Source organism: Acinetobacter sp. L-24, from assembly GCF_056857555.1.
In genome coordinates this window covers 106,400-118,845 of sequence record NZ_JBSXNI010000042.1, presented here as the reverse complement: position 1 = coordinate 118,845, position 12,446 = coordinate 106,400, and the positions used below count along the sequence as shown (strand labels likewise).

10 protein-coding genes are annotated in these 12,446 nt (G+C 45.2%); 4 read left to right on the top strand and 6 right to left on the bottom strand.

Annotated features, from left to right (window positions below; all coding sequences use genetic code 11):
• Nucleotides 1–294: 294 nt before the first annotated feature.
• The 4 genes from mutS (at nucleotide 295) to AC13CK_RS09190 (ending at nucleotide 5,111) form a co-directional block, all read left to right on the top strand.
• A complete protein-coding gene (gene mutS / locus AC13CK_RS09205) occupies nucleotides 295–2,928 on the top strand; it encodes a DNA mismatch repair protein MutS (protein ID WP_482831113.1) in 2,634 nt (877 codons plus the stop codon).
• Nucleotides 2,929–3,132: 204 nt separating this feature from the next.
• Complete coding sequence (gene fdxA / locus AC13CK_RS09200; protein WP_004279936.1) at nucleotides 3,133–3,456, top strand: ferredoxin FdxA; 324 nt, start codon at nucleotides 3,133–3,135, stop codon at nucleotides 3,454–3,456.
• Nucleotides 3,457–3,593: 137 nt separating this feature from the next.
• Nucleotides 3,594–4,313 carry a D-Ala-D-Ala carboxypeptidase family metallohydrolase gene (locus AC13CK_RS09195; protein ID WP_004279938.1) on the top strand — a complete coding sequence of 240 codons (720 nt, stop codon included), beginning with the start codon at nucleotides 3,594–3,596 and terminating at the stop codon, nucleotides 4,311–4,313.
• 132 nt (nucleotides 4,314–4,445) lie between these two features.
• On the top strand, nucleotides 4,446–5,111 hold the full coding sequence (locus tag AC13CK_RS09190) for an O-methyltransferase (RefSeq protein ID WP_004729865.1): 666 nt from the start codon (nucleotides 4,446–4,448) through the stop codon (nucleotides 5,109–5,111).
• A 168-nt stretch (nucleotides 5,112–5,279) separates the two neighbouring features.
• Here AC13CK_RS09190 and AC13CK_RS09185 read toward each other — a convergent pair whose 3' ends face one another.
• The 6 genes from AC13CK_RS09185 to AC13CK_RS09160 form a co-directional block, all read right to left on the bottom strand.
• Entirely contained in the window at nucleotides 5,280–6,122 is an 843-nt protein-coding gene (locus AC13CK_RS09185) for a universal stress protein (RefSeq protein ID WP_425878204.1), read from the bottom strand.
• 193 nt (nucleotides 6,123–6,315) lie between these two features.
• Nucleotides 6,316–6,933 (bottom strand): DapH/DapD/GlmU-related protein, encoded by a 618-nt coding sequence (locus AC13CK_RS09180; RefSeq protein ID WP_425878202.1) that lies wholly within the window; start codon nucleotides 6,931–6,933, stop codon nucleotides 6,316–6,318.
• Nucleotides 6,926–7,525, bottom strand: coding sequence for an IMPACT family protein (locus tag AC13CK_RS09175; RefSeq protein ID WP_004279947.1), 600 nt, complete (start codon nucleotides 7,523–7,525; stop codon nucleotides 6,926–6,928). The genes AC13CK_RS09180 and AC13CK_RS09175 overlap by 8 nt, the downstream gene beginning before the upstream one ends.
• 119 nt (nucleotides 7,526–7,644) lie before the next feature.
• A complete protein-coding gene (locus AC13CK_RS09170; RefSeq protein WP_425878200.1) occupies nucleotides 7,645–8,832 on the bottom strand; it encodes a beta-barrel domain-containing protein in 1,188 nt (395 codons plus the stop codon).
• Nucleotides 8,829–10,970 carry a type I secretion system permease/ATPase gene (locus AC13CK_RS09165; protein ID WP_425878198.1) on the bottom strand — a complete coding sequence of 714 codons (2,142 nt, stop codon included), beginning with the start codon at nucleotides 10,968–10,970 and terminating at the stop codon, nucleotides 8,829–8,831. The genes AC13CK_RS09170 and AC13CK_RS09165 overlap by 4 nt, the downstream gene beginning before the upstream one ends.
• The gene (locus AC13CK_RS09160; protein ID WP_425878581.1) at nucleotides 10,967–12,433 is read right to left on the bottom strand and encodes a TolC family outer membrane protein; all 1,467 of its coding nucleotides are present in this window, start codon (nucleotides 12,431–12,433) and stop codon (nucleotides 10,967–10,969) included. The genes AC13CK_RS09165 and AC13CK_RS09160 overlap by 4 nt, the downstream gene beginning before the upstream one ends.
• Nucleotides 12,434–12,446 lie beyond the last annotated feature (13 nt).

Sequence of the window (12,446 nt, the reverse complement as noted above, 5' to 3'; positions counted from 1 at the left end):
GGTGGTTTATTTTTTTAAAATTGCAAATAATGTTGAATAAGAAGCCATAGCGACAGCTCTGAGCGCTGACTTAAACATTCATCTGGAATTTCATTTCTTTCTAAAAATTAAATTTGATAGACTTGCTGCAATAAAGCTTTAAAGCTGAATTGAATCAGCAGATTCATTTCACATTTTCGATCTCCTGTGCTCAATCATATGGGATTGGCCTTATTGAAAATGTGCTTTAAATTTCCCTGCATAGCCTATTGAGCAGTATTTGCATTTATCTCTTGTTGAAAGGATTTATTTTTAATGACCAGTTCAGGAATTATGGCTGATCTTTCTACCTTAACGCCCATGATGCAGCAATACATGTCGGTGAAAATGCAGCATCCGCATTCTTTGATGTTTTATCGTATGGGTGATTTTTATGAACTGTTCTTTGAAGATGCACACAAGGCAGCCAAGATTTTAGGCATTACCCTGACCCATCGTAGTAAAGCCAATGGTCAGCCGATTCCTATGGCGGGCGTGCCTTATCATGCAGCCGAGGGCTATCTGGCACGTCTGGTCAAAAAAGGCGAAACCGTGGTGATCTGCGAGCAGATCGGCGAGGTTACTGGGAAAGGACCGGTTGAGCGTGGTGTAGTTCGGATTATTACGCCGGGCACACTGACCGATGATGCCATGCTCGGTGCACATCAAAGCTCGAATCTGGTGGCTTTATGTATTCAGCAGAGTCAGATTGGCATTGCACTTCTCGATCTCAGCGCTGGCTTATTTAAAGTACAGCAGCAGGATTATGATCTTAACCAGCTCATGATTGAACTGGCACGTTTGATGCCAAGCGAAATTCTGCTGGATGAAAATATCGCTGATCCGACATTGACCGAACAACTCAAACAGCAACTGGATATCTCGGTCACCAAACGTCCAAATGTTGATTTCAACCTGAATAATGCACAAAAAACCTTATGTGACCAGTTTGCCGTCAGCACGCTTTCAGGTTTCGGAATTGATCATTTACCTTTGGCTAAAGCAGCCGCAGCGGCACTGATTCACTACGCCAAAGAAACCCAGAAAACTGCGTTACCGCATATCCGCACGATTCAGCTAGAACAGAGTTCAGATTTTATTGCTTTGGATCCGGTGACACGCCGTAATCTTGAACTGATTGAGCCTTTATTTGAACATGGGACATCCTTATTTCAGCTGATCAATGATTGCCAGACTGCCATGGGGGGGCGCTTGCTCAGTCGCACCCTGATGCAACCTTTACGCGATACCGCCTTGCTGGATGAGCGCCTGGATGCCATTCAAGCCCTGCTGCAAGGTTTCCACGAAGTACCTGTACGTTTGGTACTAAAAGAAATTAGCGATATTGAACGCGTGCTGAGCCGTATTGCGCTTGGCAGTGCCCGTCCACGTGATCTGGTGCAATTGCGACAGGCCTGCGCGCAAATTCCATTTTTACGCCATGCCCTACAACCGATTGTCAGTCAGCAACAGTCCAAACTTTTAGTACAACTCAATGAAGAACTCGGCGACTTCCATGATCTACATCAACGTCTGATGTCCGCCATTGTGGAAAATCCACCCGTCCTGCTTCGTGATGGTAATGTCATTGCAGAAGGTTTTGACAGTGAACTCGATGAACTACGTCAGATTCGTGATCATGCCAGCCAGTTCCTGATTGATCTGGAAATTAAAGAGCGTGAACAAAGCGGCATTCCGGGACTGAAAATTGGCTACAACCGCGTCAGTGGATATTATATTGAGCTGACCCGCGCACAGGCTGAACAGGCACCCGAGCACTATATTCGTAGGCAAACCCTGAAAAATGCCGAACGCTACATCACACCTGAACTGAAAGCATTTGAAGACAAAGTCTTATCAAGCGAATCGCGTGCCTTGGCCCGTGAAAAAATGCTGTTTGAAATGCTGCTGGATGAACTGCGTCAGGATATCGGCAGTTTACAGATGATGAGCAGCGCCATTGCCCAGATTGATCTGATTGCTAATTTTGCCCATCAGGCGCGTTTACGCAACTGGTCGCGTCCAAAATTTAGCCCTGAAATCGGTGTAAGTATCACTGCTGGACGACATCCAGTGGTAGAAGCCCTCAGTAAATCGGCCTTTACTCCGAACGATACGCGACTGGATTTTTCCCATCGCATGACCATCATTACCGGCCCCAACATGGGTGGTAAATCCACCTTTATGCGCCAGACTGCATTGATCGTGTTGCTGGCTTATTGTGGTGCCTATGTTCCAGCGCAAGCTGCAACTTTAGGTCCGGTTGACCGTGTCTTTACCCGTATTGGTTCTGCCGATGATTTATCGACCGGCAAATCAACCTTTATGGTGGAAATGACCGAAACCTCGCAAATCCTGCATCATGCCACCAGCCAGTCTTTGGTACTCATGGATGAAGTTGGCCGTGGAACCAGTACCTATGATGGCTTGTCTTTGGCTTGGGCCTGTGTGCTGGATCTGACCAAACGCATTCAATGTTTATGTCTATTTGCTACCCATTATTTCGAACTGACTGAACTGGATAAGGAAAGTGGCATTAATAACTACCATGTCACGGCCAAAGAGCTGAATGGTAATCTGATTTTATTGCATAAGGTGCAACATGGCCCGGCCAGTCAAAGTCATGGCTTGCAAGTCGCGAAATTGGCAGGCATTCCGGCTGCGGTGATTAAAGAAGCGCAAAACCGCTTAAAGATTCTGGAAAAACAGCATCAGGCCAAGCCACTGAGCCCGCAGCATGATCTGTTTGCAATGCCTGAAGTTATGGAGCCTATAGAACGTATCATCGAAATTGAAAAAGAATCGCCTGCACTGGACTTACTCGAAGATATTGATGTAGATAGTTTAACGCCACGTGAAGCCTTGCAGCAGTTATATGCGCTCAAAGACCTGATCAAACAGTCAAGTTAATTCTCGGTCCTAGACCTCATCTGGCATAGGGTCGATGTCCTGAACATACCGATGAATGCTGTAATTCATCGGTATGCGACCTTTTTTCAAATTTAACAGCCCTATATATAACAAATATCAATAAAAGGAATTGTTAGTTCCCCCTGTTTTTGCCTAAAATACAGCATTCGTAATTAGAACCATATTTTTTAGGTAGCTGTCGCCATGACCTTCGTTGTCACTGAAAATTGTATTAAATGTAAATATCAAGACTGTGTTGAAGTTTGCCCTGTAGACTGTTTCTATGAAGGTCCTAACTTCCTTGTGATTAACCCGGACGAATGTATCGACTGTGCGTTATGCGAACCTGAATGCCCGGCAAATGCAATTTTCTCTGAAGACGAATTACCAGAAGGTCAGGAAGTCTTTATTGAACTGAATGCTGACCTGTCACAAAAATGGCCAAATATCACACAAATTGGTGACCAGCCAGCAGACCGTGAAGAATGGAATGGCAAAGCAGACAAATTACAATACCTTGAAAAGTAATTAGTTTAAACTTTAAAAGATCAGCAAATGCTGATCTTTTTTATACTCAACGCACACATTTCATTGCAATATTCTCCAAATTTCTCCCTATATTTAGTCTAAAATAGCGCTATTTTGTAAATATCTGATTTCTATAAATGAAGAACTTGTTAAAGGGATTATTGAGTCTTTGTATAATTCCTCTTGTTTTTGTGGGCTGTACCACGACCACAAAACAACCTGGACAGGCCACCACACCTGCTGGAAAACGGATTTACATTCCACAAGAACGTGTTCAATACGATCGTAAAGCCCACCCAAAAACTGTGCCTTATGTGTATACCCACTGGGTATCGGCACTGGATAATTTGTCACGCGTGCGTGAATATGAGGTTTTTCTGGAACGTCATGGGGTTGGCAATATCATTCCGAGTTTCGAATTGATGCGTACTGCACGTGATTGGGCCAAGTGTGGCCGTTCCCAATACATGATTCCAAGCCGTGAATTATGGGCCAATCAGATCCCAACTTTAAAAGTCTTTAAATATCTGGTTGCAGCCAATGTACTGACTGATTTTGAAGTCACATCAGTCTATCGTGACCTGCCTTTGAACCAGTGTGCCGGTGGTGCCAATTCTTCACGCCATCTTTACAACTCTGCGATCGATTTCCGGATTGGGCCTGAATATCCTCAGGCACAAGATTATAGCTATATTGAAAATACCAAGTTCAAATTGTGTCAGTTCTGGGTCCAGCATGGTCAAAGCCTAAATATGGGACTCGGCATGTATGCTTCTGGCCAAATCCACATCGATACCCAAGGTTATCGTACTTGGGGACCGAGTTTAGGCCGTAATTCTTCGATGTGTAATTACTAAGTCATGACAACCGCTCTACAAAGTTCATCCAGGACTTTTTAGAGCCTAAAAAATCAGCACCTATAGAACAATAAATTGCGCTCTGCCGCGAAAAGTTTAAAATGCACGCATCGCAATCGAGGTGCTAAGACTATGCAACAAATGTGGACAGACATTGATCACTACATTGATTCACATTTAATTCCTGAAGACCCCATTCTGAATCAAACTCTTGAGAATACCGCAGCGCACGGTTTTCCTGATCATCTGGCTGTAGCACCAAATCAAGGCATGTTGTTGCAGATGCTAATCCAGATGAACCAGTGTAAACGTGTACTGGAACTCGGCACATTTGCAGCATATAGCACCATGTGGCTGGCACGTGCCTTGCCTGATGATGGCTATATCCTGACGATTGAAGGACGTGATACCCATGCGGCAATGGGTCAGGAAAATATTGATCGCGCGCAGCTTAAACAGACCGTCGAACTGAAATGCGGCCGTGCAGCAGATGTGCTTAAAGCCCTGCCTGAAGATACGGAAGCTTTCGATTTCATCTTTATTGATGCAGACAAACAGAGTTATCCGGAATATCTGGAACTCAGTTTAAACCTGTCGCACTCAGGTACACTTATTTTTCTGGACAATGTGATTCGTGCTGGCGAAATCATTAACCCGGACAATAATAAACCAAGTATTGAAGGCATTCGTGACATGTTTAAAGCGCTTCAAAATCATCCACGTATCTTGTCATGCACTGCTTTACAAACGGTTGGCAGCAAAGGACATGATGGTTTTGCACTCGCGATTGTGAAATAAAACAAGAAGAACAAAAATCACCCAATGACATATTTACCATAAATAACATTAACTTATAAATATTAACCACAGAGTTATCCACAATATATGAGGATAACTCTGGTCATTTTTAAATCAAGCTGTAACAATTTACGATTAGACTTCGCGCTTGGCTATTATATGCAATTCTCACTTCGCAACCAGTAAAGGCACTTTTGAATTCCGGAAAATCGTGGTCGCAATACTGCCCAAAAAGAACTGGTGAATTTTACTGTGACTAAATGCACCCAACACGATCAGCTGAATTCCGAGTTCCTGCTGATAGGTCAAAATATTTTCTGCGACATCGCCATAGCGGTATTGTGGCACCACATCTAAACCAGCCTGATTTAAATATTGCAAGGGCTCATTCAGAATCTCAGCATGATCACCGATATATAACAAATGGCATTGCAATAAGCGCAGCAGATCACTTTCCGCAATCCGTTTCATCATCTTGATACAGGTCGGTGAATATTCATAGGCGAAAATAAATCGTGTCGGCGGCTTAAACTGTCCTCCGACAGTCATCACGGTACAGTTTGCCCCACGAATAAAATTTTCGACATTGGTGCCGATCGGTTTGTTTTTTTCAGCGGAGCGTTCACCGAGTAATCCAATTACTGCGATATCATCAGGCTGCAGGATCTGGAAGCTTTGTTCCAGAAAATCACCTTTTTCCTGAATATGTGTGGTTTGAATACCATGTTCTGCCAGAATCCGCTCGGAAATGTGTTGCAGCAGGTTATTGCTATAATCCAGCGCAATTTCACTTTGTTTTTGTTCAAGCTCAGCCAACTCTTTGAGTAACATGGCATTGCTTTCAAAGCCAATAACCCCACTGATTTCCCCCAGATGATAACTGGCCGGGTAATAATCCAAAACCTGTAACAGGACCAGTTCACGGCCAGTCTGTTTGGCAATCCATGCCGCCGCGTCTGCCAGCGCGTTTATACATGGTGATGAGTCGATGCAGGCGATGACACGTTTCATGTTTAGCCTCTCTTCTATTTATGATAAAAATTTCTTAGTTATTTTTAACTTAGCATAAGCATTCAAAAATGTGCAGCGAAATCTGTAAGGCTTGACTTGAAATATGTTAACTTTTATGTGAACAAATATAGATCAACATATCGATCTATCTTCTGAGTCAGGCTGTTGCGTCAAGCAATTGACTTCCAAAAGCTTATTCACGATAGCGAATGAATTGGGCCGGATTACCGGCGACAATCGCGCGCTCCTCGACATCCTTGGTCACCATACTGTTCATTCCCACCACGGCCTGATCTGCGATTTTAATTCCATCCTTGATACCGACATGTGCACCCAGCCATACATCCCGACCAATCTCGATGCCTTGCGAACGTACTGGCTGCTGATAAATCGGCTGCTCCAGATCCATACCGTGATCAAAGGCATAAAGATGACAATAAGCGGCGATACGCACCTGATCATGCAGTTTAATCCCCACCCGACCGCCATCCAGAATACAGTGATGATTAATCGCCACTTCATTCCCAATGTCCAGAGGGCCATGCAAGGTGCAATCTGCGGCAATAAAGGTATTATCACCAATAATGATTTTGCGTCCCGGCTCCGCGAAAATATGTGCAAGAGGTGAAATAAAACAGTTTTCACCAATCTCGACGGTTTCCATCTCCATCAGATAAGCCTGATAGTCCTTTTGCCACGCTTCTGCCCAACCGCGATTTTTCGGCTTTAAGGACCAGTACAGCCAAGGCATATAATTCAGGCGATGTTTATGCTGCTCACGATATTTCAGTAATGGATCTACGTCAGTCATCTGTCGCTTCTTCTATGATTTTGAGCTGTTCCCGGCCACGGGTCACATCTTGAATTTTTAGGGCAAAAGGTTGAATTTGATGTAACTGAAATAAGGCTCTGACCTGTACTCCTTCAGCTGTATATTCTTCCTGATAGTCAATCTGTTGCTGGTTCAACTCATATTGAAAGATGGCCCACTCATTGAATTGACAGGAAAATTGCACCTTTTTCTTTTCAATCAGTTCAATTTTTTCTGCCAACAACAAACATTGTCCAGCACAGCCGCCATAGGCACGTACCAAGCCCCCTGTTCCCAGCTTGATCCCGCCATACCAGCGATTGACCAGTACCAGCACATTGGTCAGCTCATTGCCTTCAATGGTCGCCAGAATCGGGCGTCCCGCTGTGCCTGAAGGTTCACCATCATCATTAAAGCGTACCTGATGGCCAATTTTCCAGGCCCAGCATTGATGCGTGGTGCTTGGATCACGATAAGTTTCCAGAAAATCTTTGACGTCCTGCTCATTCTCAACAGGGGTGGCAAAGGCCTGAAAGCGGCTTTTTTTGATGTCTTCCTCAAAACTGACCAGGCTGGCAATGGTAAATGGCATAACTTCAGGCTTTAAACTCTCACTGCTGCAGTATACCCGCTTTGCACAGACAAATAAAAAGCCTCTCCACGGAGAGGCCTGATTTTGATCGATTGTTTTACTCAATTGCTTGGCAAATATTACCGTTCACGCAAGGCTTCTTTGGCTTTATTAAATGGCTTGATCAGATAATCCATCACGGTTTTTGAACCAGTACGAATATCCACGGTGGCCACCATCCCTGGAGTAATATTGAACTCCTGCCCGGCATTATTGCTGAGCTTGTCACTATCGGTACGGATATACACCCGATAATAAAATTGATCCTGCTTGACTTCATCACGCAAGGTATCCGGTGAAATCATCGCAACTTTACCATTCAACCCACCATAGATCGAATAATCATAAGCTGTAATTTTAACCAATGCTTCCTGATCAGGGCGAATAAAGGCAATATCACGCGGCGAGATTCGTGCTTCAACCAGTAATTTTTCATCCAGTGGCACGATGGTCATCAACTTGCCATTTTGTGGAATCATGCCGCCCAGCGTCATCACATCAATCTCTTTGACGACACCGCGAACCGGTGATTTAAAAACAGTTCGGCTCAAAGTATCCGACTTGCCACGTACCACCTGTTGCTGGGTTTCTACATCAGTATTGGTTTTGGACAATTCTTCCCGCGCATTCACATAATATTGATTACGGATATCATTCATCTGATTACGCAGGTCATTGGCTTCACGTTTTAGACGCAACACTTCAACTTCACTGGCTGCCCCTTTGGCGACCAAGGGAGCGGTCATTTCCAGTTCTTGCTGCACCAGTAACAAACCCTGTTCCAGGCCTGCAACAGATTCTTGCAAATTGGCTCGACGCGACTGATACCGGGCCGTTTCTTCTTTAACCAATTTGGGGTATTTCAACACTTCTTCAGGAAAGACCAACGGTGCGCCGGTGACTTCCGCACGTAAACGGGCTGAAGTGGCACGTGATGACACCAGCAAGGATTCTGATTCACCGACGTTGGATTCAAAGCGGGTCGGATCAAGCTGGGCCAATACTTGCCCACGCTCGACAATCTCACCTTCTTTGACATTAAGTTTAGTCAAAATACCGCCATCCAGAGACTGAATCACCTGCTCTTTGGATGATGGAATTATTTTTCCAGTACCGGTAGATACTTCTTCCAATTTGAATAACCAGGCCCAGGTCAGTAATACCAGTAGGCCAATGCCGATAATCCAGATGATGACACTTGATTTGGGTAATGGCGGTTCCTGAAAGCTGACCTTGCTGGAACATTTTAGTTGCTGTAGTTCACTCATGCACTTGCTCCCACAACCCGCTTATTACCACCCTGCGACTGATTCAGGATCTGATCCCGTGGTCCATCCATCACAATCTTGCCATCATTGACCACCAGAATACGATCCACCAGTTCCAATACCGCACGGCGATGAGTGGCGACGATCATCGTACGATGGGTTAAATACCCTTTAAGATGATCAATCAACTGTTTTTCTGACACATCATCAATGGCAGCGGTCGGTTCATCCAGTAGCAAAATCTTTGGTTGACGAATCAACAACCGCGCCAATAACAAGGCTTGGCGCTGTCCACCAGAAAAGCCGACACCACCCTCTAAAATGATATGATCCAGCCCTTCTTTTTTCTCCTGTACAAATCCCAGTGCACCGGTAATTTGTAAGGCTTCCAGAATTTGCTGATCGGTGGCCAAAGGTGCACCCAAAGTCAGGTTTTCACGGATTGAACCATAAAATAACTGTGAGTTCTGATTCAGCAAGCCCATATCACGACGTACATCTGACGGATCAATCAGGGTCAGATCAACACCATCCAGCTTGACCTTGCCCTGTAACGGTGTCTGCATCCCAGACAAGAGCTGCAACAAGGTCGATTTTCCTGCACCATTACGGCCCAGAATCGCAATTTTCTCCCCGGGCTTGATTTCCAGCTTGGGAATCATCAAACTCGGTTTCGGATCATCATCGCCATATTTGAACACCACACCGTTGAGCTCATAATGCCCATCCAGTGCCGGACGATGAATCAGGTGCGAATAATCCGGCTGGTCCACCGGTTTTTTCATGAGTTCATCCAGACCTGATTTGGCCACTTTAGCCTGTTGCAAGCGACCCAGTACGCCCGTAATTTGTGAAATTGGTGCCAGCATGCGTGAAGAAAGAATTGAACAGGCCACCAGTGCACCCGTGGTCATATCACCCTCCATCACTGCAAAAGCCCCGACTAAAACCACAATCGCAAAGGTCAGTCCCTGAATTTTTTGGGTCCAGGCGGTCATCAAGCCGACAATTTTACGTTGCTGCATGCTGACATCGGCTGACACTTCATTCATATGATTCCACTGATTCTGGAAACGCGTTTCAGCTCTTAACAGCTTGATGTCTTCAATTCCTTGTACAGCTTCTACCAGCAAGGCATTGCGGATGGCAGATTCACGCATCCCCAACTGGGCCAGCTGTGCCAGTTTTTTCTGCGCCAGAATCCCTGGAAGAATCATTAAGGGCACAACGAGTAACATGACCCAGAACAGATTACCACCGATCACCCAGAAGATGCCTAAGAACAGGAAGAAAAATGGCAGATCGGCAATGGCCGTAACTGTGGTTGAAGTCACCAGCTCGCGGACGCCTTCCAGCTCGCGAATTTGTGAAATAAAAGTTCCTGTTGATTTGGAACGTTCGCTGTTTTTAATCCGTAATGAATGACCAAATACCCGGTCAGAAATTTTTAAATCCGCGCGTTTACCAATAATGTCTGAAAGATAAATACGGGATACCCGTAATACAAACTCAAAAATCGCAGCGATCAGTACACCACCTGCCAACACCCATAACGTCGGAATGGATTGTGATGGAATGACACGGTCATAGACATTCATCGAGAAGACTATCGTGGCCAATGCCAGAATATTGGCAATTAAAGACGCAAACATCACATCGATATAGCGCTTCCAGTCATTCAGGACAATCGACCAGAACCAGTTTTTCTCAAAGGGTTTGATATATTCATCCACCCGCGCATCTGGAACTGAAGATTCAGGACGCAGCACATAAAGATGCTTTATGCCAACCTCTAACGGCTCAACTGTAAAGCTTTGAGATAAACCTTCATCACCACTGAGCTGTATGCTGACATTGCCCTGTGTATCGATGCGTTCAATCACGCCCACATCACCACTATCGAATTCAACCATTAAAGGTAAACGCCATGGATTCAGCAGGCTGCGCTCAAATTTATTTTTACGGAGATTTAAACCCATCTGACGACTGACAATCTTGAGCATGTCATCAATGTCATGATGCTGATTCCAGTCCAGTTGCAGGCGAATCCGCTCCTCAGAAGGTTCGATCCGGTAATGCCTGGCAATATTTAAAACTGCATGAAGCCAAGGTTGATAATTTATTATTGTAGTACTCATGGCTGAACTTCAAACCCCTGAATAGAAATACTGTTAAGCGCATAAATATCCCGTGTACGGCCCGTGACCTGAATGTACTGTACGATCGCCGAGTAAATGTCATAGCGTGCCGATTCAATTTCCTGCGCGGCACTATGAATGGCTTGCTCTGCATTCAGCAAATCCACTACGGTTCGGGTACCCAATTTATATTGTTCTTGATACAGCTCTTTGGTGCGTACCGTGGTTGCGCGGCGCTGGGATAAAACCCCCATTTGTTTTTGTTTATTTTCAATCTGCTCGCGGATCAAGCGCACCTGATCCTGCACATCCAGATAGACCGTATTGACCTGTGCGCGTGCAGCTTCTTCGGCATAGCTTGCGGCACGGGTCTGTGAACGCGTTGCACCACCCTGATACAAATTACTGCTGGCTTCAATCATGACTGAATTATAAAAGCCATCATCTTCATTATTATTTGGATTCCGTCCATTCATCGCCTGACTTAGACTACCTTTAACACTAATGGTCGGATAAGGGCTTAGCCGCGCCTGATCTTTTTGCAAACGGGCAACATTGACCCCGGCATGGGCCAGAATCATGTTCGGAATCTGGGTAAATTCCGGATCCTGATAAAGATCGGCCTGTGCCACAATACGATCAGGAATATCCCATTCAACAGTGGATACATCAAATCCTAGCAAGGTACGCAAGCGTTGTTGATATTGTCTGAGCTGGGTCTGCTGTACAATCAGATTCGATTGCGCTGCTTCCAGATTGGACTGGGCCTGAATCGGGTCGGCCTGACTGCTGATTCCGGCGCGGGCACGCAAATTGGCAATTTCTGCAATCCGTCCAATGCCCTGAATCTGCTGTTGGGCAATCTGGGTGATTTGCTGATAACGTTTGATATTCACTATTGCATCTGCTACTTCAAATGCAATCTGATCCAAACTAACCAGCACTCTTGCCTGTTCTTCTGCCAAACGGGCTTCTTCTACACTGACATTGGTTTTAATTTTGCCAAAGTCATACAGCATCTGGGTGGCATTCAAAGAAACGATTTGACGTCTATGTTCACCGGAAGTGAGATCCCCTGTCCCGATACCACCGGACACCTGCGGATAATAACCTGATCTCGCTACATCAATATTCGCAGCCTGCGCAGATAATGTCGAAATACTCTGAGTGATTTCAGGACGTCGTTGCACTGCCCAGTGTACGGCTTCCACCAGATTCATTTTTTGTGGAATGCCAGCTGTGATCGTAGAACTTAAAGCTGGCTGTCCTGACTGTGGCCGGGTAATTTGCGGCAGCTCAGCTACTTTTGATGTATCTAATGAATAATGACCGAGCGAGGTAATATCAATGGTGTGTGCTGATCGTGTCGGTTTGGGTGCAATCAGCTGACCTAAGCTATTCTTGAGATTGGTAAAATAATGGGGTGAGCTTTCTGCATGCCCTAAAGACACAGATAAAGGCAAAAGAAGAAGTATC

Bases quoted from the DNA above. Each gene is read 5' to 3' on its own strand.
- AC13CK_RS09170 (WP_425878200.1), bottom strand. From the start codon at position 8,832: ATGAGTGAACTACAGCAACTAAAATGTTCCAGCAAGGTCAGCTTTCAG.
- AC13CK_RS09165 (WP_425878198.1), bottom strand. From the start codon at position 10,970: ATGAGTACTACAATAATAAATTATCAACCTTGGCTTCATGCAGTTTTA.
- AC13CK_RS09185 (WP_425878204.1), bottom strand. From the start codon at position 6,122: ATGAAACGTGTCATCGCCTGCATCGACTCATCACCATGTATAAACGCG.
- AC13CK_RS09175 (WP_004279947.1), bottom strand. From the start codon at position 7,525: ATGCCATTTACCATTGCCAGCCTGGTCAGTTTTGAGGAAGACATCAAA.
- fdxA (WP_004279936.1), top strand. From the start codon at position 3,133: ATGACCTTCGTTGTCACTGAAAATTGTATTAAATGTAAATATCAAGAC.
- AC13CK_RS09180 (WP_425878202.1), bottom strand. From the start codon at position 6,933: ATGACTGACGTAGATCCATTACTGAAATATCGTGAGCAGCATAAACAT.
- AC13CK_RS09195 (WP_004279938.1), top strand. From the start codon at position 3,594: ATGAAGAACTTGTTAAAGGGATTATTGAGTCTTTGTATAATTCCTCTT.
- mutS (WP_482831113.1), top strand. From the start codon at position 295: ATGACCAGTTCAGGAATTATGGCTGATCTTTCTACCTTAACGCCCATG.
- AC13CK_RS09190 (WP_004729865.1), top strand. From the start codon at position 4,446: ATGCAACAAATGTGGACAGACATTGATCACTACATTGATTCACATTTA.